This is a genomic window from Mitsuaria sp. BK041 (assembly GCF_014193085.1).
Classification (GTDB): Bacteria; Pseudomonadota; Gammaproteobacteria; order Burkholderiales; family Burkholderiaceae_C; genus Roseateles.
Genome location: NZ_JACHYT010000001.1, coordinates 1,286,946 through 1,305,481, shown reverse-complemented (window position 1 = coordinate 1,305,481; position 18,536 = coordinate 1,286,946). Strand labels below are relative to the sequence as shown.

22 protein-coding genes and 1 other RNA gene are annotated in these 18,536 nt (G+C 69.8%); 14 read left to right on the top strand and 9 right to left on the bottom strand.

The annotated features are described in order from the left end of the window. Window positions 1–12 precede the first annotated feature (12 nt). On the bottom strand, window positions 13–960 hold the full coding sequence (locus tag FHT38_RS05720; protein WP_147242543.1) for a class I SAM-dependent methyltransferase: 948 nt from the start codon (window positions 958–960) through the stop codon (window positions 13–15). A 24-nt stretch (window positions 961–984) separates the two neighbouring features. Here FHT38_RS05720 and gloB point away from each other — a divergent pair, with 24 nt between their 5' ends. Together gloB and FHT38_RS05710 are read left to right on the top strand one after the other, a co-directional pair. Continuing rightward, a complete protein-coding gene (gene gloB / locus FHT38_RS05715; protein WP_091723342.1) occupies window positions 985–1,770 on the top strand; it encodes a hydroxyacylglutathione hydrolase in 786 nt (261 codons plus the stop codon). Window positions 1,771–1,777: 7 nt separating this feature from the next. Further along, window positions 1,778–3,523 carry a transglycosylase SLT domain-containing protein gene (locus FHT38_RS05710; protein WP_183490598.1) on the top strand — a complete coding sequence of 582 codons (1,746 nt, stop codon included), beginning with the start codon at window positions 1,778–1,780 and terminating at the stop codon, window positions 3,521–3,523. A gap of 45 nt (window positions 3,524–3,568) precedes the next feature. Here FHT38_RS05710 and FHT38_RS05705 read toward each other — a convergent pair whose 3' ends face one another. The 4 genes from FHT38_RS05705 to dnaX form a co-directional block, all read right to left on the bottom strand. Beyond that, the gene (locus FHT38_RS05705; protein WP_183490595.1) at window positions 3,569–3,958 is read right to left on the bottom strand and encodes an MAPEG family protein; all 390 of its coding nucleotides are present in this window, start codon (window positions 3,956–3,958) and stop codon (window positions 3,569–3,571) included. 69 nt (window positions 3,959–4,027) lie between these two features. Then, complete coding sequence (recR, locus tag FHT38_RS05700; protein ID WP_183490592.1) at window positions 4,028–4,615, bottom strand: recombination mediator RecR; 588 nt, start codon at window positions 4,613–4,615, stop codon at window positions 4,028–4,030. 10 nt (window positions 4,616–4,625) lie between these two features. Beyond that, window positions 4,626–4,955 carry a YbaB/EbfC family nucleoid-associated protein gene (locus FHT38_RS05695; RefSeq protein WP_091723332.1) on the bottom strand — a complete coding sequence of 110 codons (330 nt, stop codon included), beginning with the start codon at window positions 4,953–4,955 and terminating at the stop codon, window positions 4,626–4,628. A 116-nt stretch (window positions 4,956–5,071) separates the two neighbouring features. Continuing rightward, complete coding sequence (gene dnaX, locus FHT38_RS05690) at window positions 5,072–7,303, bottom strand: DNA polymerase III subunit gamma/tau (RefSeq protein ID WP_183490589.1); 2,232 nt, start codon at window positions 7,301–7,303, stop codon at window positions 5,072–5,074. 106 nt (window positions 7,304–7,409) lie between these two features. Between dnaX and FHT38_RS05685 the strand changes: the two genes are divergently transcribed. Then, window positions 7,410–8,540 carry an AIR synthase-related protein gene (locus FHT38_RS05685; protein ID WP_183490586.1) on the top strand — a complete coding sequence of 377 codons (1,131 nt, stop codon included), beginning with the start codon at window positions 7,410–7,412 and terminating at the stop codon, window positions 8,538–8,540. Window positions 8,541–8,623: 83 nt separating this feature from the next. On the opposite strand, the gene FHT38_RS05680 is transcribed toward FHT38_RS05685, so the two are convergent. Further along, window positions 8,624–9,001 carry a hypothetical protein gene (locus FHT38_RS05680; RefSeq protein WP_183490583.1) on the bottom strand — a complete coding sequence of 126 codons (378 nt, stop codon included), beginning with the start codon at window positions 8,999–9,001 and terminating at the stop codon, window positions 8,624–8,626. 3 nt (window positions 9,002–9,004) lie between these two features. Continuing rightward, window positions 9,005–9,529, bottom strand: a complete 525-nt coding sequence (locus FHT38_RS05675; protein ID WP_221213980.1) for a hypothetical protein — start codon at window positions 9,527–9,529, stop codon at window positions 9,005–9,007. A 197-nt stretch (window positions 9,530–9,726) separates the two neighbouring features. On the opposite strand from FHT38_RS05675, the gene FHT38_RS05670 reads away from it, so the two are divergent. After that, on the top strand, window positions 9,727–10,104 hold the full coding sequence (locus FHT38_RS05670; protein WP_091723319.1) for a SirB2 family protein: 378 nt from the start codon (window positions 9,727–9,729) through the stop codon (window positions 10,102–10,104). Between the two features lie 69 nt (window positions 10,105–10,173). Then, the gene (locus tag FHT38_RS05665) at window positions 10,174–10,959 is read left to right on the top strand and encodes a class I SAM-dependent methyltransferase (RefSeq protein WP_183490577.1); all 786 of its coding nucleotides are present in this window, start codon (window positions 10,174–10,176) and stop codon (window positions 10,957–10,959) included. 32 nt (window positions 10,960–10,991) lie between these two features. On the opposite strand, the gene FHT38_RS05660 is transcribed toward FHT38_RS05665, so the two are convergent. Beyond that, window positions 10,992–11,414 carry a hypothetical protein gene (locus tag FHT38_RS05660; protein ID WP_183490575.1) on the bottom strand — a complete coding sequence of 141 codons (423 nt, stop codon included), beginning with the start codon at window positions 11,412–11,414 and terminating at the stop codon, window positions 10,992–10,994. Between the two features lie 283 nt (window positions 11,415–11,697). On the opposite strand from FHT38_RS05660, the gene ffs reads away from it, so the two are divergent. From ffs to FHT38_RS05625, 7 genes are all read left to right on the top strand, one after another. Continuing rightward, window positions 11,698–11,795: signal recognition particle sRNA small type (gene ffs / locus FHT38_RS05655), an RNA gene on the top strand. Between the two features lie 73 nt (window positions 11,796–11,868). Beyond that, window positions 11,869–12,186: a hypothetical protein gene (locus FHT38_RS05650; RefSeq protein ID WP_183490572.1), complete on the top strand. Its 318-nt coding sequence runs from the start codon at window positions 11,869–11,871 to the stop codon at window positions 12,184–12,186. Between the two features lie 108 nt (window positions 12,187–12,294). Then, window positions 12,295–12,759, top strand: coding sequence for a hypothetical protein (locus FHT38_RS05645; RefSeq protein WP_091723310.1), 465 nt, complete (start codon window positions 12,295–12,297; stop codon window positions 12,757–12,759). Further along, window positions 12,756–12,980, top strand: coding sequence for a hypothetical protein (locus FHT38_RS05640; RefSeq protein WP_217648390.1), 225 nt, complete (start codon window positions 12,756–12,758; stop codon window positions 12,978–12,980). Before FHT38_RS05645 ends, FHT38_RS05640 begins: the two co-directional genes overlap by 4 nt. Beyond that, the gene (locus tag FHT38_RS05635) at window positions 12,977–13,450 is read left to right on the top strand and encodes a DUF1810 domain-containing protein (RefSeq protein WP_310737349.1); all 474 of its coding nucleotides are present in this window, start codon (window positions 12,977–12,979) and stop codon (window positions 13,448–13,450) included. The genes FHT38_RS05640 and FHT38_RS05635 overlap by 4 nt, the downstream gene beginning before the upstream one ends. Continuing rightward, the gene (locus FHT38_RS05630) at window positions 13,440–14,270 is read left to right on the top strand and encodes an AraC family transcriptional regulator (protein WP_183490569.1); all 831 of its coding nucleotides are present in this window, start codon (window positions 13,440–13,442) and stop codon (window positions 14,268–14,270) included. The genes FHT38_RS05635 and FHT38_RS05630 overlap by 11 nt, the downstream gene beginning before the upstream one ends. A gap of 88 nt (window positions 14,271–14,358) precedes the next feature. After that, a complete protein-coding gene (locus tag FHT38_RS05625) occupies window positions 14,359–14,988 on the top strand; it encodes a LysE family translocator (RefSeq protein WP_183478608.1) in 630 nt (209 codons plus the stop codon). Window positions 14,989–15,024: 36 nt separating this feature from the next. Here the strand turns inward: FHT38_RS05625 and FHT38_RS05620 are convergent, their stop codons facing one another. Next, on the bottom strand, window positions 15,025–15,525 hold the full coding sequence (locus tag FHT38_RS05620; protein WP_183490566.1) for a helix-turn-helix domain-containing protein: 501 nt from the start codon (window positions 15,523–15,525) through the stop codon (window positions 15,025–15,027). 172 nt (window positions 15,526–15,697) lie between these two features. Between FHT38_RS05620 and FHT38_RS05615 the strand changes: the two genes are divergently transcribed. Together FHT38_RS05615 and FHT38_RS05610 are read left to right on the top strand one after the other, a co-directional pair. Further along, window positions 15,698–16,876 (top strand): HlyD family secretion protein, encoded by a 1,179-nt coding sequence (locus FHT38_RS05615; RefSeq protein WP_183490563.1) that lies wholly within the window; start codon window positions 15,698–15,700, stop codon window positions 16,874–16,876. Next, on the top strand, window positions 16,873–18,522 hold the full coding sequence (locus FHT38_RS05610; protein WP_183490560.1) for a DHA2 family efflux MFS transporter permease subunit: 1,650 nt from the start codon (window positions 16,873–16,875) through the stop codon (window positions 18,520–18,522). Before FHT38_RS05615 ends, FHT38_RS05610 begins: the two co-directional genes overlap by 4 nt. Window positions 18,523–18,536: the final 14 nt, after the last annotated feature.

Sequence of the window (18,536 nt, the reverse complement as noted above, 5' to 3'; positions counted from 1 at the left end):
GCGCGTCGAGGCTCAGTCGACCTCGACGTCGTCGCGATGATGATGATGGTGGATGGCGGCCACCGCCGGCGCGGCCTTGGCGACGCGCTTCTTGCCGCGCGCCAGCCCGATCAGCCGCATGCCGTGCACGCGCTTGACCGCGATGACGCCGTACAGCGCGCCCAGCACCGTCCACCACTTGCCGCCGGGCTTCTCGATCCACTGCCAGCGCGCCAGCCAGGGATCGCTCAGCAGCGGCGGTCGATAGCAGCCGAACTGCGCGCGCTCGACCTCGAACGACAGCAGCCGCAACCAGTCGCGCAGCCGCCAGTAGCCGATGTACTCGCGCTCCTCCGGCAGGTAGAGCCGCGGCGCGCGGCTCAGCAGCCGGCCGTTGACGCGGGCGAGATTCTGCCTCACGGCCCAGAGGCTGGCCGGGTTCAGGCCCAGGATCACCACCCGGCCCTCGGGCCGCAGCACCCGCTCGACCTCGCGCAGGCAGCGGTGGGGATCGACCGCCTGCTCCAGCGTGTGGGGCAGCAGCACCAGGTCCAGGCTGTTGGCCTCGAACGGGAGCGCGTCGAACTCGCAGAAGATCGCCGCGCGGCCCGCACCGCCCAGGCCCGGCGCGGGCTCGGCCTGCGGTTCGGGCTGGTATTCCAGCGGATGCGCCATCAGCGAGGGCCGCGGCGGCCCGGCGACGGCGTCCTCGAACGGCCGATGGTCCAGCGCGAGCCACCGGTTCGTCATGCGGTTGGTGCGCAGGCCGTGCAGTTCCGGGAAACCCAGCTGCAGCGCGTGATAGCCGAACCAGTCGATCACGGCGGCGTCGATGAAGCGCTGTTCCCAGGCCAGCAGGTAGCGCCCGGCCGGCGTGCGCAGCCAGTGCGCGAGCTCCGCCGCGGCAGCGTCCGGCCGGACCTGCGCCTCTACAATCGGCGCCTTCGCGTCGGTGTCCTCGTCCTGGCCCCGCGTCTTCATCTGGAACCCGATCCCCTTGCCTGCATGAACCTGGTCGCCGTTCCCGCCTTCACAGACAACTACCTCTGGCTGCTGCATGACGGCCGGTCGGCCCTGGTGGTCGATCCGGGCGACGCCGCGCCGGTGAAGGAGGCGCTGCGCGCGCTCGGCCTGGACCTGCAGGGCATTCTAGTGACGCATCACCACGGCGATCACGTCGGCGGCCTGCGTGAATTGCTGCCGCTGCTGGCGCAAGGCGCACAAGTCTGGGGTCCCGCCACCGAAACCATGCCGGTGCCGGTCGTGCCGCTGCGCGAGGGCGACCGCGTCGAGCTGCTCGGCCAGGTCTTCGAGGTGCTGGACGTCCCCGGCCACACCGCCGGTCACATCGCTTTCGTGCTGAAGCATCCGGCCGACGGCGACGCGCCCCTCCTGTTCTGCGGCGACACGCTGTTCTCCGCCGGCTGCGGCCGGCTCTTCGAGGGCACGCCGGCGCAGATGCAGGCCTCGCTGGCGAAGCTGGCCGCGCTGCCCGGAGAAACCCGGGTCTGCTGCGCGCACGAGTACACCTTGTCGAATCTGCGATTTGCTCGCACAGTCGAACCCCAGAACGAGGCGGTCGCGCGCCACGAGGCCTGGTGTCTGGCCCGGCGCGAGCAGTCGCTGCCCACCCTGCCCTCCACCATCGCGGTGGAGCTCCAGATCAACCCCTTCCTGCGCTGCGAGCACGCCGAGGTCCGCGCGGCCGCGCAGCGCCATGACCCGAGCGTCACCGCGGAGCCGGTCTCGGTCCTGGCCGGGCTGCGCCGATGGAAGAACGACTTTCGCTGAGACCCCGATGCATCGACACCCGACCCCGTCCTTCCCGCTGCTTCGTTCCTCCCGCTCCGCGGACCGCGCGGACGCCGCTTCCCCCTCCTCCACCGCTTCGAAGCGTCCGGCGCTGACGCTGCTCGCCGCGCTGCTGCCGCTGGTGCTGGCCGCCTGCGCCAACCGCCCGGTCGCGCCCGCCGACAACCAGGACGCGCAGGCCGTGGCGCAGCAGACGGTGCAGGCGGTCGAGGCGGCCGCCTCGGCCGTGCCCTCGCCCGCGACGCCGGTGGCGAGCGTGGCCACCGCGCCGGAAGAGAAGCTCGACGTGCTGCTCGAGGACACGATGAACCCCGGCCAGAAGGTCGACCTCGACGCGCCGAAGACCCACGTCGACCTGTGGGCGCGGATGCGCGCCGGCATGGCGATGCCCGAGCTCGACAACGACCTGGTCCGCAAGGCCGAGGACTGGTACAGCAGCCGGCCCGACTACGTCGCGCGCATGACCGGCCGCGGCAGCCTGTACCTGTACCACGTGGTCGAGGAAGTCGAGAAGCGCGGCATGCCGATGGAACTGGCGCTGCTGCCCTTCGTCGAGAGCGCCTTCCGCAACGATGCGCAGTCCAGCGCCAAGGCCGTCGGCATGTGGCAGTTCATGCCCGCCACCGGCCGGGACTTCGACCTCAAGCAGAACATCTTCCGCGACGACCGCCGCGACGTGCTGGCCTCCACCAAGGCCGCGCTGGACTACCTGCAGCGCCTGAACAAGCTGTTCGACGGCGACTGGCAACTGGCGCTGGCCGCCTACAACTGGGGCCAGGGCAACGTCAGCAAGGCGGTGGCGCGCAACCAGAAGGCGGGCCTGCCGATCGACTACGAGAGCCTGCGCATGCCCGACGAGACGCGCTACTACCTGCCCAAGCTGCAGGCGGTGAAGAACATCGTGATGCGCCCGTCGGCCTTCGGCCTGGAGCTGCCGGCGGTGGCGAACCATCCGTACTTCCTGTCGGTCAACATCGACCGCGACATCGACGTGACCCGCGCCGCGCAGTTGGCCGAGCTGGACGAGGAGACCTTCCGCCAGTTCAACCCGTCGATGAACAAGCCGGTGATCCTGGCGGCCAGCAGCGGCCAGCTGCTGCTGCCCTACGACAACGCCAGCACCTTCGTGGCCAACCTCGAGAAGCATCGCGGCCCGCTGGCGTCGTGGACCGCCTGGGTCGTGCCCCGCACGATGAAGCCGGCCGACGCCGCCAAGCAGGTTGGCATGAGCGAGACCGGCCTGCGCGAGATCAACCGCATCCCGGCGCGGATGCTGGTGACCAAGGGCTCGACGCTGCTGGTGCCGCGCACCGCGTCGCGCGACCAGGACGTCTCCGAGCACCTGGCCGACAACGCCCGCATCGGTTTCGCGCCCGACGTGCCGCCGATGCGCCGCGTGACGCTGAAGGCGAACAAGGGCGACACGGTGGCGAGCGTCGCGCGCCGCCATCGCCTGGGCACGACGCAGCTGGCGCAGTGGAACCGCGTCAGCACCAAGGCCACCTTCAAGCCGGGCCAGCAGATCGTCGTCTACGTGCGCGAGGGCCAGACGCTGGCTTCGGTGGAACCGTCCGGCGCTTCGAAGGCGTCGGCCAAGTCGGGCAAGGTCACCAAGGTGGCGTCGACCGCCTCCGGCAAGGCCAAGGCCGGCGCCAAGACCCGCAGCGCCAAGGTCGCCAGCGGCGACGGCAAGGGCGCCCGCACCGTGTCGACCAAGACCGCGCTGCGCTGAGCCGGCCGTCTCCGTCTCACGAGGCGAGGAAGGCAGCGCGCGGCGTCAGGCGAAGAACAGCCCGACCGACAAGGCCACGCCGATGGCCCAGGCCGCGCTGCGCAGCGTCGGCCGATCGGCGATGTACAGCGCGATGTAGACCAGGCGCACCGCGATGAAGGACAGCGCCAGCGCGTCGATGCGGCCCTGCTCGTGCTGCATCTGCTGCGCCGCCAGCACGCCGGCGATGAACAGCGGCAGCGCCTCGAAGCTGTTGGCCTGCGCCGCGTTGGCGCGGGCCTGCCAGCCGGTCTGGCGGCCGAGCCAGGCGCGCGGATCGTGGTTGTCGAAACCGCCGTCACGGCGGCGCTTGCCGATGCCCTTGGACTTCGCCACCCAGGCGCACAGCAGCGGCAGCAGGCAGGCGACGATCAGGCAATGGTTGGCGATGGTCATCGAGCGCCCTCCCCGGGCGTGGCGTTGGATGGATGCCGCGATGCGGGCGCGGCCGGCCGCGGCGGTCGGTCAGGTGGAGCGGCGGTCCACCAGCGCGTGCGCGATCGTGCCCAGGTCCACGTACTCCAGCTCGCTGCCGACCGGCACGCCGCGCGCCAGCCGAGTGCTGCGCAGGCCGCGCGCGCGCAGCGCCTCGGCCAGCACGTGGGCGGTGGCCTCGCCCTCGGCGGTGAAGCTGGTGGCGAGGATGACCTCCTCCACCTGGCCATCGGCGGCCCGTTCGAGCAACTGGTCCACGCCGATCTCCCGGGTGGACACGCCGTCCAGCGGGCTGATCCGGCCCTGCAGCACGAAGTAGTAGCCGAAGTAGGACGCGGTGCGCTCCATCGCGGCCTGGTCGGCCGGCGACTCGACCACGCACAGCAGCCGCGCGTCGCGGTGACGGTCCGAGCAGATGGCGCACAGTGGCGTCTCGCTGAAGGTGTGGCAGCGCTCGCAATGGCGCACGTTGCGCGCCGCATCCTGCAGCGCGCGGGCCAACGCGTCGGCGCCGGCGCGGTCGTGCTGCAGCAGGTGGTAGGCCATGCGCTGGGCCGACTTCTGGCCCACGCCGGGCAGGCGCCGCAAGGCCTCGATCAACTGGTCGAGCGCGGTCACCGTCGTCCGATCAGAACGGGAACTTCATGCCCGGGGGCAGCGGCATGCCGGCGGTCAGCTTGGACATCTTCTCGGAGCTGACCTGCTCGGCACGGCGCACGGCGTCGTTGAACGCGGCGGCGACGAGGTCCTCCAGCATGTCCTTGTCGTCTGCCAGCAGGCTGGGATCGATGGCGACGCGCTTGACGTCATGCTTGCAGGTCATCGTGACCTTCACCAGGCCGGCGCCGGACTGGCCTTCGACCTCGATGTTGCCGAGTTCGTCCTGCGCCTTCTTCAGGTTGTCCTGCATCGCTTGCGCCTGCTTCATCAGGCCGGCGAGTTGACCCTTCATCATGATCGTGATTCCTTGTTCAGAGATTCAATGGTGCGGTGGATGGCCGACCGGGGACGCGACCCGGAGGTCGATGCGATGGGCGGGATTGTCGCCCAGCGCCGGATCGGCCGCGGCGCCGGTCAGGCCGGCTTGATCGAGCCCGGCAGGATGCGCGCCGTCTTGAACTGCGCGAGCAGCTGCTGGACTTCCGGGTCCTCGAGGATGATGGCCTCGGCCTGCCGCTGGCGGGCGCGCACCGCCAGCGTGTCGCGCAGCGCCGGCGAGTCGGAGGCGCGCCCCGCCTCGATTTCGACGCGCGCCGGCTTGCCGGTCAGCGCCGCCAGCGCCGCCTGCAGCTTCTCCTGCAGGCCGGGCTGGCGCAGCGACTCGCGCTCGACGCGGAAACGCCAGCGCTGCGGCTCGGCGGCCTCGTCGATCTCCAGGCATTCGGCCTGCAGCGCCAGCTCGCGCGCCAGCGCGTTCAGGCCCAACTGCGGCGCGAGCGCGTGCCAGCGTTCGCCCAGCGCGGTGGGGACAAGCACCACTTCCTCGATCGCGGTCGAGACGTAGATGCCGTCGCCGGCGTTGTCGGGCACCGGATCGTCCATGTCCGGCATCGACATGCCGAGCGAGGCCTCCTCGTCCGACGGCGGCGGCACGTCCATCCAGGGCGGAGGGCCGTCGTCGTCGTGCGGCGGGGACAGGTCTTCCGGCTCCTCGGCGTCGGCATCGGCCTTGGCGGCCGCCAGCGGCGCCGCACGCGGACGCAGCCGGTCGCTGAAGCGCGTCGCCGGAGCGCCCGCCGGCGCGGCACGCAGGGGACCGGACGGCGCCGGCGCGCGGGGCGCTTCCTGCGCGGGAGCGGCCATGGACGCGGGGGCTGGCGCGGGGGTCGGTGCGGGGGCCGGCGCGGGTTGCGGCACCGGCGCAGCGGCGATGGGTTCGGGCGCCGCGGTGACCGGCTGAGGTTCCGGCTCGGGCTCGGGGGCCGGTGTGAGCGGCGGTGTGGGCGCGGGTTCCGGCGCCGACGCGGATTCGGGGGCTGGCGCCGGCTCGGGCTCAGGGTCAGGTGCCGGCGCGACGGCTTCCGCCACGCGCGGCACGGCGGGAGCCGGAGCCGGCATCTCCGGCGCACGCACCGGTTCCGCGTGGACCGGCGGCGCGGCGCTCACCGGCGGACGGGCAACCGGTGCGGCGCTCGCCACCGACGCCGGGGCGGACGCGGTCCGTGCCGCGCTGCCCTCCGGCGCCGATGGCTGTCGAGCGCCCTGCCCGTTCGGCCGGAACGCCATCATCCGCAGCAGCACCATCGTCAGCCCGGCGTATTCGTCCGGCGCGAGCGGCAGTTCCTGGCGGCCGTGCAGCGCCATGCTGTACATCAGCTGGATTTCGTCGGACGGCAACTGGCTGGCCAGCGGCAGCAGTTCGGCCAGGTCGGGATCGCCCGCGTCGAGCGCCCCCGGCGCCGCCTGCGCCACGGCCAGGTGCTGCAGCGCCACCGCCAGGTCCTCGAGCGTGCCGCCCGCCGACAGGCCCATGTCACGCAGCCGGTCCGAGGCGCCGACCAGCGCGGCGCCATCGCCCGCGATCAGCGCGTTCAGGATGCCCAGCACATGGCCGCGATCGACGCTGCCCAGCATCTGGCGCACGCCGGCTTCCTTGAGCTCGCCCGAGCCGAAGGCGATGGCCTGGTCGGTCAGCGACAGCGCGTCGCGCATCGAGCCGCGCGCCGCGCGCGCCAGCAGGCGCAGCGCACCGGGTTCGTTCGGGACGTTCTCGTTGCCCAGCACGCGCGTCAGGTGCTCCAGCACCGTCTGCGGCGCCATCGGGCGCAGGTTGAATTGCAGGCAGCGCGACAGCACGGTCACGGGGACCTTCTGCGGGTCGGTCGTCGCGAGGACGAACTTCAGGTACTCGGGCGGCTCCTCCAGCGTCTTCAGCATCGCGTTGAAGGCGGTGTTCGAGAGCATGTGCACTTCGTCGATCATGTAGACCTTGAAGCGCCCGACGACCGGCTTGTAGACGGCCTGGTCCAGCAGCTGGGAAATTTCCTCGACGCCGCGGTTGGAGGCGGCATCGAGCTCGACGTAGTCGACGAAGCGGCCGGCGTCGATGTCGCGGCAGGCGTCGCAGACGTTGCAGGGATGGGCGGTGATGCCGCCGGTGCCGTCCGGGCCGATGCAGTTCAGCGACTTGGCCAGGATCCGCGACACCGAGGTCTTGCCCACGCCGCGGGTGCCGGTGAACAGGTAGGCGTGATGCAGGCGCTGCTGCGTCAGCGCATTGGCCAGGGCCTGCACGACGTGTTCCTGACCCATCAGCTCCTCGAAGGTGCGGGAGCGGTATTTGCGTGCGAGGACCTGGTAACTCATGGCGGGGCATTCTACGGGGGCGCACTCGCCCGCTGGCGCGCCGCCGGGCGGGCGGCGTCCGGGTTTGTCAGGAGGCCCGCGCGGCGCTGACGGATAATCCGCCGCCATGAGCACCCACGCCCCGCACGATCCTTCCTCCGGCACGCTGAGCTACGAACAGGCCGGCGTCAATTACGACCTGATCGATCCGCTGAAGATCAGCGCCCAGCGCGCCGCGGCGGCCACGGCCGTCCACATGAGCGCGCACGGATTCACCGAGGTGAAGGCCTCGCGGGGCGAGTCGGCGTATGTCGTGGACGTGGGGCCGTTCTACATCGCCTCGATCGTCGAATGCCTGGGCACGAAGACCCTGGTCGCGGATGAGATGGCGACGCTCACCGGCAAGAGCTACTACGACGGCATCGCGCAGGACACGATCGCGATGGCGGTGAACGACCTGATCACGGTGGGCGCGACGCCGCTGGTGGTGCAGGCCTACTGGGCCGCGGGCGGCTCGGACTGGTTCGGCGACGGGCAGCGGGCGCAGGCGCTGGTGGCGGGCTGGAAGAAGGCCTGCGACGTCTGCCAGGTGGCCTGGGGCGGCGGCGAGACGCCGGCGCTGGCGGGCATCGTCGAGGGCGGCCGCATCGACCTGGCGGCGTCCTGCACCGGACTGATCAACCCGAAAGAAAGGCTGTCGGTGGGCGACAAGCTGGGCGCGGGCGACGCGATCGTGTTGCTCGCCTCGTCGGGCATCCACGCCAACGGCCTGAGCCTGGCGCGCAAGCTGACCGAGCGTCTGCCCCAGGGCTACCTGACGGAAGTCCAGCCGGGCCTGAGCTACGGCGACGCGCTGCTGGCGCCGACCACGCTGTACTCGCCGGTGACCGAGGCGTTGTACAAGGCCGGCATCACGCCGCACTACTGCGCGAACATCACGGGCCACGGCTGGCGCAAGCTGCTACGCCACCCCGGCAAGTTCACTTACCGCATCCACACGGTGCCGCCGGTGACGCCGGTGCTGAAGTTCATGCAGGAGCACGCGCAGCAGGACGACCGCGAGGCCTATTCGACGCTGAACATGGGCGCGGGTTTCGCGATCTTCGTGAAGGCGGACCAGGCGGCGAAGGTGGTGGAGATCGCCAAGTCCTGCGGCATCGAGGCGTGGGACGCCGGTCGCGTCGAGGACGGCGACAAGCAGTTGCTGATCGAGCCGCTGGACATCCGCTTCGGCGACGACGACCTGCAGCTGCGCTGAGCGAGGCCAGGTCTTGAGGCAATGAAGGGCGCTGAGGCGCCCTTTTTTTCGCTCCTACCTTCTCGCCGAATGAATCTCGGCATTCAGCCTCCCACTGCGTGAGCGTACTTTCGCCGCCCGGCAAAGATCCTCAGGGCGGCACGCACGTGCCTTGAGCGCTTCAACACATCGCGCGAGTCCTGCTGAGAGAAGATCCGCTCAGTCAAATAGTCCGCGACGTTTCGGCGTCGCCTCAGGTATTCAAGACCCTCCGCGATCAGCCTTTCACCGGCTTGTTCGTAATGGTGCTGGGTGCGCAGATGCACTTCGCTCCCCTTGTCGCCAATGACGGCCAACTCACGCGCCAGGATGAACACGCCGTAGTACGCCCGTGAAGCCGCGCTTCGCATGCTGCCCTCGCTTTGCCGAGAGACCAGGTGCTCCGCCACCTCCAAAAACTCGTCCGGATCGAATCGATGCATGCGTCACCTCTTCCACATGTCCCGCCGATCCTCAAAGGCGCCACGCTTTGCATCGAGTCCGACGGTTCCCATCAGCGAGCGCAACGTGGGGACGGCAAACCAAACCCTGCTCATGGTCTTGATCTCAACGGACTCGAAGCAGAACTCGTCCTCCGCGAAACCCCAGAGCGTGAACAGCAGATCCAGTGTGGCCAGCTCTGGATCCCGCCTGATCTCCACGCTGATCTGACGGCCTCGTGAACACCGAATCAGCTCCTCTTCGAAGTGCCGTACGTCTTCGCGGGGTACGGCGGGATGCCTCGACAAGAACCATTCGATGATGTCGCTCCAATCCTCCGTGCCGCGCAGCGCCTGCAAGTCGTAGGGCCATTCGGACGGCGCGCAGGGATTGAGGCACGGATGAAACTTGTAGGGCGGCTGGGCCTTGCTGTCGACCCTCACCCAGCGGTAGTGTGGCCACTCCGCCTCCCTGCCCGACGCGGCCAGCACACCGCTCGGCTTGCATTCCACTTGATCAACCATCTTCACGACCTTTCGACTCACCGACCCACGTCGATGGAAGGCGCCCATTCTCGAAATCGCGGCGCGTCCTGCCATGACTCAAAGTGGTTCCTGGCGGGGGGTTGAAGCGGGCCCACCTTCGAGGGAAGCCGCCTGGCCTCTTGGGCCCTGCCCCGCGTTCCCCGGATTGACATCCCCCGCCCGGGTGACGAAGCTCCGCGCTCATGGACTGGTTCTATGGCCCGATGGTCGAGATGCATGCGCTGCTCGCGTGGTGCAGCGTCGGACTGTTCCTGGTACGTGGGCTGGCGCATCAATTCGGCGCGGCGTGGGTGATGGACGAGCGGCTGCGCACGCTCGTGTTCAGCAGCCATGTGCTGATCGTGGTGTCCGGGCTGAGCCTGTGGGGCGCGATGCACCACGACCCGCGCTACGAGCCCTGGATGACGGCGAAGTTCATCGCGCTCGGCGCGTACTTCGCGCTCGGGCACTGGGGCATCGGGCGCGGAGAGTTCCGCGTGGTCGGTTATCTGCTGGCGCTGGTCGCGCTCGGCTACGTCATGGCGGTGTCGATGACGCGCCAGGTCTTGCTCGGGCTCTGAGCCAGCGCGCGCACGCGGCGCCCACAGGCCCTTGACGTCCACGAGCCATGCCGGGCGTAGCATGGGCAAATGACCTCCACCCGCCCCATCCACGACGCCGCGCAGCGCGGCTACACCAGCGCCTCGGACAGCTACCAGCGTGGCCGCCCGGAGTATCCGGAAGCGCTCGCCGAATGGCTGGACGCGACGCTGGGCGCCCGCGAGGGCGCGCGCGTCGTCGATCTCGGCGCGGGGACCGGCAAGTTCACGAAGCTGCTGGCGCGCACGGGGGCGGCGGTCACGGCGGTCGAGCCGGTCGACGCGATGCGGGCGCGGCTCGCGGAAAGCCTGCCTGACGTGCGGGCGCTCGGCGGCACGGCGGAGGCGATCCCGCTGGAGGATGGCGCGGCGGACGTGGTCGTCTGCGCACAGGCCTTCCACTGGTTCGCGAACGCGCAGGCGCTGCGCGAGATGCATCGCGTGCTGCGGCCGGGTGGGCGGTTGGGGCTGGTGTGGAACGTGAGGGATGAGTCCCGCGACTGGGTCGCCGCGATCACCGAGATCATCACCCCCTATGAGGGCGATGCGCCGCGCTTCTACAAGGGGACGTGGAAGCAGCCTTTCGAGGGGCAGTCGCTGTTCGGGCCGCTGCAGCGGACGGTGCTGCCGCACAGCCACGTGGGGACTTTCGATCAGGTCGTGATCGATCGGATCCTGTCGGTGAGCTTCATCGCGTCGCTGCCGGAGACCGAGCAGCACGCGGTCGCGCAGCGGCTGCGGGCGCTGCGGGATCGCTTCGCCGAACTGAGAGCGCCGACGATCGCCTTCCCTTACGCGACCGAGGCTTGGCTGGCGGAGCGGCTTCCGTCGGCGTGACGGCGTGGCGAGCGCTCCGCTTGCGCGGCGGATCAGCCGACCAGCTTCCAGCCCGACTGCCAGAGCTGACGGACGGCCGCGGCCTGGAGCGCGCGGCGCAACTCGGCGGGAGGCTCGCCGGGGCGCGCGGCGTGAGGGGCGCTGATCCATTGCGGGCCGACCTCACGCGACACGCGGGCCTGGCCGTGGCGATCGGCGCGCAGCAGCGCGAGGCGCCAGGCGGCGTTCAGGCGCTGGGCGTGGGCGTCGTCGGCGAGCGGGCCGATCCAGTCGTCGCCTTGCAGGCGATGGGCGGCCTTGAGCAGCTCGAGGTCGGAGGGGAAGCGGGAGAACTCGGCGACCGGCTCGCCCCACGGGTCGCGCAGCGTGCGCAGCGGCCGGGTGGGCGCGGTGGCGCCGTGAGCGGCACGGCGGCGGGTCAGCAGCGAATCGAACTGAGCCAGACGAGCGGACATGAAAAAACTCCGAGAGCCCACAGTGGTCACCGGCGTTTGCCGGCCCGGGGGCAATCGGAGCCGCAACGCTTTAGCCGCATTTGTGAATCGCCCGCAAGTAGTTGGTAAATCGGCGATGGCCTGGGCGGGAGCGCGTCCCGCGAGGTCCGGGGCGGATTTAACCACAGGCCCGCAGGGCACGTCGACCCAGGGGTGGCGGTGTTCGCACGCGTGGCGTGCGGAGATGCACGCCGGGGGAGCGCGCGGCCGGAGGGCCCGGAAAGCTCGGCTAGAATCCGCCGCTGACGGGCCTCCTCGCATGGAAGCGCGGCCAACCGGGTCAGGTGGGGAACCAAGCAGCCCTAACCGTTGTGACCAGTGCCGAGGGTAAGGCTCGTCAACCTTCTTTCCTTTTCCCCAGTATTCCTGCGGGATCCGGGCCTGGCCCTCCACTCTGGTGACAAGCCTCGGTGCCATGCCGTTCACGGACCACCAAGCCCTCGAGCTTCACATTCAAGCCGTGCACTTCGAAGCGAAGGCCCCGGTTTGCTCTGCCCACTTCCCCGACATGGCCGCGCCTTTGCGTGACGCCTATTCCAAATGGCGCGCAATCAACGCCGCTGCGCTTGAGCAGGGTGCAGTTTCCGCCAGAAAAAAGGGGATGAGCGGTCCGCAACCTCCGTCACTCACCCACGCGGCGAGCACGGAAGCCCAGCTGCTCGACTCTCTGCCATCGGACGACGTGCAACGGCGATGCCATGAGTTGCTCGCGAGCGTCGCATCACCGAAATAGACACCCCTTCAAACGCCCCCCAGGCTTCGCCACGCGAAGGACTTAGGTCACTTCGGGAGCCACGCCATCCCGCCCACACTGTTCCTTCAACCGTGCTGGGAGCAACAGATGAGCGTTACCACCTTGAAGGATGTGCTTCGTTCCTTAGGGGAGGACCACAACTACTTCGACGGCAAGGTGCCGGTGAATCTTTGGCGAGGCCTTCACGCCAAAAAGGGTGGCGGTCTGTTCGACCTCATTGAAGAGGTGGTCGTCTACTCGGCTGGACGCCTTCGTCCGCCGGACATCGACATCGTGAACCGCGGTGGCAGCAAGTGGGTCACCGTGGCGAGGAGTCCCCGAGGCATCAGCACCTTCGACAAGGCCGGAGTGCCCTCTGGAAAGGACTGGTCGTACTATCGAATTTCTGCCGGCACTGTGCTGCCCAACGGGTTGGCGATCGTGAAAGACAATTTCAACCCGCGCCTGGGCGCCACCCACTACACCATCGCTCCCGCGCATGACATGCCCCTGGAGCAGTTCAAGATGCTCTTGAATCAACTCGCTGTGAATGCCATCAAGGAAGCCGCATGATCACAATCCCAAATCCGTACGCGGCCCTGCTTGTGACTGCGGTGCGCGACGCGGTGCTGTACCAGGAAGGACTGCTTCGCAGCGAGACGATCCGAGACCGTTCGGATCACGAGGAACACTACGTCTACCTCACGCAGTTCTTTGAATTCCTCAAGAAGGAATACAAGCAGAACGAGGAAGAAATCGGATTCCCCTTGGAGAAGCTGCTTCCCGGCGAATGATCAGCGTCGACGGTGACCGCTCCGCGCTACCGCACCCCCTCATGCCTGCGCCTTTCGACCTCGACCGCTTCCTCGCCGCCCAGTCTCCTCAACTCGCCGACGTCCTCGACGAGCTCAAGCGCGGTCGCAAGGTCAGCCACTGGATGTGGTACTTCTTCCCGCAGCTCCGCGGCCTGGGTCTCAGCAGCACGGCCCAGTTCTACGGCATCGAATCCCTCGACGAAGCCGCCGCTTTTCTGGCCCACCCGGTCCTCGGCCCGCGTCTTCGCGAATGCGTGACGCTGATGAACTCCCACCGCACCCGATCCGCCGAGCAGATCCTCGGTCAGGTCGACGCGTTGAAGCTCCGCTCCTCGCTGACGCTCTTCGCGCGCGCCTCCGACAACGACGCCATCTTCGTCGAAGCCCTCGACCGCTTCTACGATGGCCAGCCCGACCCGCGCACGCTGGAACTCCTCGATGGCCACTGACTCCGCCCCGCGCGGCGGCGCCTTCACCCGCCTCCCCTGCCCGATCCCTGGCGTCGACATCGTTCGCGCCGACACCGCGCGCGCCTTCTCCCGCCACATCCATGACGAGTTCGGCATCGGCCTGATCGATCGCGGCGCGCAGAAGTCCGCCAGCGGCCGCGGCATCGTCGAAGCCGGCCCGGGCGACCTCATCACCGTCAACCCGGGCGAGGTCCACGATGGCCTGCCCATCGGCGACCACGGGCGCGCCTGGCGCATGCTCTATCTCTCGCCGGAACTGGTGATGGCCCTCCTGGCCGACATCGCCGAGGACGCGCCCACACGCGACGTCGAGTTCCACCACCCCGCCCTCCACGACGCCCGCATCGCCACCCGCTTTGAGGCGCTCTTCCTCGCAACGACCTCGGAGCCCGCCGCCGCGACCGACACGCTGCGCGCCGACTCCGCGCTCGTGCTGCTGCTCCAGAGCCTGCTCCATCCCCGCGCGCCAGCGTCGACCGCGCTCCCTTCCGGCATCGCCGCCGCCCGCACCCGCCTCGATGACGAGCTCGCCTCCCCGGCGAGCCTGGCCGACCTCGCCCGCGAGGCCGGCCTGAGCCGTTTCCAGTTCCTGCGCGCCTTCACCCGCGCGACCGGCCTGCCGCCGCATGCCTACCTCGTCCAGCGCCGCCTGCAGCGCGCGCGCCGGCTCATCGGCCTGGGCACCCCGCTGGCCGAGGCCGCCGCCGCCAGCGGCTTCTGCGATCAGAGCCACCTCACGCGCCACTTCGTCCGCTGCTTCGGCATCCCGCCCGGCGTCTACGCGGCCGCGCTGCGCTGAGCCGCCCGGCCCTGCAATTTCGTCCAAGACGCGCCGCCCCTCGCGGCCCGACCATGACCTCTCCGCAGCCATCGCATCGAGGTCCGCCGTGCCCTTCTCCTCGCTCTCCAATCCCGAGTTCCTGGTCACCTCGCTGATCGTCGTGGCCTCGCCCGGCACCGGCGCGCTGGTGACGCTCGCCGCCGGCCTGTCCAGCGGCGGACGGGCCGCGCTCGCGGCCGCCTTCGGCTGCACCCTCGGCATCGTGCCGCACATGCTGGCCGCGATCACCGGCCTGGCCGCGCTGCTGCATGCGAGCGCGCTCGCGTTCGACCTCGTGAAGTACGCCGGCGTCGCCTACCTGCTCTACATGGCCTGGGTGTCGCTGCGCGAGCGCGGCGCGCTCGCCATCGATGCCGCCGGACCGCCTCGCTCCGCGCACGAGATCGTCGCCCACGCGGTGCTGGTGAACCTGCTCAATCCCAAGCTGTCGATCTTCTTCGTCGCCTTCCTGCCGCAGTTCATCGCCCACGACGAGCCCCGCCCGACGCCCTTGATGCTCGAGCTGTCCCTCGTCTTCATGGCGATGACCTTCGGCGTGTTCGCGGTCTATGGCGTCTTCGCCGCCGCGATGCGCGACCGCGTGCTGTCCCGCCCGCCGGTGCTGCGCTGGATGCGGCGCGGCTTCGCGGCCGCCTTCGTGGGACTGGGCGTCAAGCTCGCGCTGGTGCAGCGCTGAGGGCGCCCGCCAGGAACGCGCATCCCGCCGTCCGGGCTACACGCCCGCCTCGTCCTTCACTTCCCCATCGAAGTCGAACAGCTCGATGCGCCGCGGCGCGGCCGAGCGCCGCTCCACCTTGTGCTGCGGCCCGATCGCCTTGCCCGTGCGGGCATCGATCAGCTGCAGCTCCACCGGCTCGCCGGTCTCCGTGTCGATGAGCCGCATCGGCTTGCCCTTCAGCGCCGCGTGCCGGTTGCCCCAGTTCAGCATCGTCAGCATCACCGGCCGGAAATCGCGGCCCTTGGGCGTCAGCACGTACTCGAAGCGCGGCGGCTTCTCGCTGTAGGGCCGCTTCTCCAGCAGCCCCCGATCCACCAGCTCCGCCAGCCGCCGCGTCAGCGTATTGGACGCAATGCCGAGCTCGGTCACGAACTCGTCGAAGCGGTGATGCCCATAAAACACTTCGCGCAGGATCAGCACGCTCCAGCTGTCACCCAGCATGTCGGCCGTACGTGCCACCGGGCAGGCCATCTCCTCGAAACTCGTGCGGCGCATCGGCGGTCTCCTTGGGTTGCCCCGCCATTCTCACTGACTTCCATCATGGAAGTCAGTTGACGAATCCGGAACAGTGCATTCCACCGCCAGTCACTTCCATCATGAAAGTGACATTCCTATAGTCCGCTCCATCACCCGCCGCCCCGGCGGGCCCTCGATGCCGGAGCTCCGCATGACCGCCTCTTCCCCCAACGCCACCGCCACGGCCGCTTCCCCGGCACCCGTTCCTCCCGCGCCTCCCGCTCCTTCTCTTCCTCCCGCGTCCTCCGCTGGCTCGCGCAGGCCGTTCGGCCGCACCGCGCTGTCGTGGGCCGCGCTGACCGCCGCCGTGCTCGCGGCCGGCGCCTATGGCGCCCACTGGTGGACCACAGGCCGCTTCCATGAGGAGACCGACGACGCCTACGTCGGCGGCGACGTCACCGTGGTCGGCGCGAAGGTCGGCGGCTACATCGCCGAGCTGCCGGTCACGGACAACCAGTTCGTGCGCGCCGGCGAGCTGCTGGCCCGCATCGACGCGCGCGACTACGACGCCGCGCTGCAGCGCGCGGCCGGCGCCGTCGAAGCGCAGGAGGCCGCCATCGCCAACCTGGCCGCGGCCGCCGCGCTGCAGCAGGCGGTGATCGCCAAGGCGACCGCCGGCATCGCCGCGGCCTCCGCCGAGGAGCAGCGTGCCCGCGACGACTTCGCGCGCTATCAGGATCTGGTGCGGCGCTCGGCTGTCTCGGTCGAAAGCAGCCAGCGCGCCGAGGCCGCCTTCAAGACCGCGCAGGCCGGCTCCGCCCGCGCCCGTGCCGAGCAACTCGCCGCCGAGCGCCAGCTCGACGTCATCGCGACGCAGAAGCGCCAGGCGCAGGCCGCGCTCGACCAGGCCCGCGCCGAACGCGAACTCGCGCGCCTGAACGTCGGCTACACGGAACTGCGCGCGCCGCGCGATGGCTACATCGGCAACCGCAAGGCGCGGCTGGGCACCTATGTCGGCGTCGGCACGCCGCTGATGTCGGTCGTCCCCGCGCAGGGCCTCTGGGTCGATGCCAACTTCAAGGAAGACCAGCTCGCCCGCATGCAGGCCGGACAGCCCGTGCGCATCCGCGCCGACGCCTGGCCCGGCGTCGTGATGCACGGACGGCTCGGCAGCCTGGCGCCCGCGACGGGCGCGCAGTTCAGCGTGCTGCCGGCCGAGAACGCCACCGGCAACTTCACCAAGATCGTCCAGCGCGTGCCGGTGCGCATCCAGCTCGACGCCGCGGATGACCGCCTCGGCCGGCTGCGCCCCGGACTGTCCGTCGTGGTCGAGGTCGACACCGCCGCAGACAGCACCGCCCCGTCCGCCAAGACCGCGAGCCTGCCATGAGCACCGCGCTCACTGCTTCCGCGTCGCCGCCGGCGCCGGCGCCGGCATCGATGCCGCCGCGCGCGCGTCCCGCCTTCTGGTCCAACGACGTCATTCCCCTCGCCCAGCTGAGCACGCGCGACAAGGTGATCGCCTTCGCGACGATGTGCATCGGCATGTTCATCGCGCTGCTGGACATCCAGATCGTCTCGGCCTCGCTGCGCGACATCGGCGGCGGCCTCTCCGCCGGCGCCGACGACACCACCTGGGTCCAGACCAGCTACCTGATCGCCGAGATCATCGTCATCCCGCTGTCGGGCTGGCTCGCCAGCGTGATGTCCACGCGCTGGCTGTTCGCCGCCTCCGCGCTGGGCTTCACGCTGACCAGCCTGCTGTGCGGCCTGGCATGGAACATCCAGAGCATGATCGCGTTCCGCGCGCTGCAGGGCTTTCTCGGCGGCTCCATGATCCCGATGGTCTTCACCACCGCCTTCATGTACTTCGACGGGAAGCAGCGCGTCATCGCCGCGGCCACCATCGGCGCCATCGCCTCGCTCGCGCCGACGCTGGGGCCCGTGGTCGGCGGCTGGATCACCGACATGCTGTCGTGGCAGTGGCTCTTCTACATCAACCTGCTGCCCGGCCTCGTCGTCACCGTCGTCGTGCCGCTGATGGTGCGCGTGGACAAGCCCGACCTCTCGCTGCTCAAGGGCGCCGACTACCTGTCGATGGCGCTGCTCGCGGTGTTCCTGGGCTGCCTCGAGTACACGCTCGAGGAAGGCCCGCGCTGGAACTGGTTCGGCGACACGACCATCGCCGTCACCGCCTGGACCGCCGCACTGAGCGGCCTCGCCTTCATCGGGCGCAGCCTGACCGCCGCGCGGCCCATCGTGGACCTGCGCGCGCTCAAGGACCGCAACTTCGCGCTCGGCAGCCTGTTCTCATTCATCACCGGCATCGGCATCTTCGCCACCATCTACCTCACGCCGCTGTTCCTCGGCCGCGTGCGCGGCTATGGCGCGCTGGACATCGGCCTGGCCGTGTTCTCCACCGGCGTGTTCCAGGTGATGAGCATCCCGCTCTACGCCTTCCTCGCCAGCCGCTTCGACCTGCGCTGGATCCTCTTCGCGGGGCTCGCGCTGTTCGCGCTCTCGATGTGGGAGTTCATGCCGATCACGCACGACTGGGGCGCGCATCAGCTGCTGCTGCCGCAGGCGCTGCGTGGCATGGCCCAGCAGCTCAGCGTGCCGCCGGTGGTGACGCTGGCGCTCGGCGCGCTGCCGCCGGCGCGGCTCAAGCTGGCCTCGGGACTGTTCAACCTGATGCGCAACCTGGGCGGCGCCATCGGCATCGCGGCCTGCGCGACGGTGCTCAACGATCGCACCAACCTGCACTTCCAGCGCCTGGCCGAGCGCCTGCATGACGGCAACGAGGCGATGAGCGGCTTCCTCGCGTCCGCCGGCGCGCCGCTGTCCTTGCTGCCTTCGGGCGATGCGGCCACCGCGGCGCTGCGCCAGCTCTGGTCGCTGACCTACCGCGAGGCGCTGACGATGACCTTCTCCGACGCCTTCCTGCTCGTGATGGTCTGCTTCGTGGCGGCGCTGCTGTTCGTGCCGCTGCTGCGCAAGATCACGCCGCCATCCGCCCCTTCCGCCGATGCCCATTGAGGTTTCGCGCCCGC

Excerpts from the sequence above, each read along its gene's own strand:
- FHT38_RS05645 (WP_091723310.1), top strand. The coding sequence starts at position 12,295 with ATGAGCGTTACCACCTTGAAGGATGTGCTTCGTTCCTTAGGGGAGGAC.
- FHT38_RS05615 (WP_183490563.1), top strand. The coding sequence starts at position 15,698 with ATGACCGCCTCTTCCCCCAACGCCACCGCCACGGCCGCTTCCCCGGCA.
- FHT38_RS05705 (WP_183490595.1), bottom strand. The coding sequence starts at position 3,958 with ATGACCATCGCCAACCATTGCCTGATCGTCGCCTGCCTGCTGCCGCTG.
- FHT38_RS05720 (WP_147242543.1), bottom strand. The coding sequence starts at position 960 with ATGAAGACGCGGGGCCAGGACGAGGACACCGACGCGAAGGCGCCGATT.
- FHT38_RS05680 (WP_183490583.1), bottom strand. The coding sequence starts at position 9,001 with ATGCATCGATTCGATCCGGACGAGTTTTTGGAGGTGGCGGAGCACCTG.
- FHT38_RS05685 (WP_183490586.1), top strand. The coding sequence starts at position 7,410 with ATGAGCACCCACGCCCCGCACGATCCTTCCTCCGGCACGCTGAGCTAC.
- FHT38_RS05620 (WP_183490566.1), bottom strand. The coding sequence starts at position 15,525 with ATGCGCCGCACGAGTTTCGAGGAGATGGCCTGCCCGGTGGCACGTACG.
- gloB (WP_091723342.1), top strand. The coding sequence starts at position 985 with ATGAACCTGGTCGCCGTTCCCGCCTTCACAGACAACTACCTCTGGCTG.
- FHT38_RS05650 (WP_183490572.1), top strand. The coding sequence starts at position 11,869 with ATGCCGTTCACGGACCACCAAGCCCTCGAGCTTCACATTCAAGCCGTG.
- FHT38_RS05635 (WP_310737349.1), top strand. The coding sequence starts at position 12,977 with ATGATCAGCGTCGACGGTGACCGCTCCGCGCTACCGCACCCCCTCATG.
- FHT38_RS05630 (WP_183490569.1), top strand. The coding sequence starts at position 13,440 with ATGGCCACTGACTCCGCCCCGCGCGGCGGCGCCTTCACCCGCCTCCCC.
- FHT38_RS05670 (WP_091723319.1), top strand. The coding sequence starts at position 9,727 with ATGGACTGGTTCTATGGCCCGATGGTCGAGATGCATGCGCTGCTCGCG.
- FHT38_RS05665 (WP_183490577.1), top strand. The coding sequence starts at position 10,174 with ATGACCTCCACCCGCCCCATCCACGACGCCGCGCAGCGCGGCTACACC.
- FHT38_RS05710 (WP_183490598.1), top strand. The coding sequence starts at position 1,778 with ATGCATCGACACCCGACCCCGTCCTTCCCGCTGCTTCGTTCCTCCCGC.
- dnaX (WP_183490589.1), bottom strand. The coding sequence starts at position 7,303 with ATGAGTTACCAGGTCCTCGCACGCAAATACCGCTCCCGCACCTTCGAG.
- FHT38_RS05660 (WP_183490575.1), bottom strand. The coding sequence starts at position 11,414 with ATGTCCGCTCGTCTGGCTCAGTTCGATTCGCTGCTGACCCGCCGCCGT.
- FHT38_RS05640 (WP_217648390.1), top strand. The coding sequence starts at position 12,756 with ATGATCACAATCCCAAATCCGTACGCGGCCCTGCTTGTGACTGCGGTG.
- FHT38_RS05610 (WP_183490560.1), top strand. The coding sequence starts at position 16,873 with ATGAGCACCGCGCTCACTGCTTCCGCGTCGCCGCCGGCGCCGGCGCCG.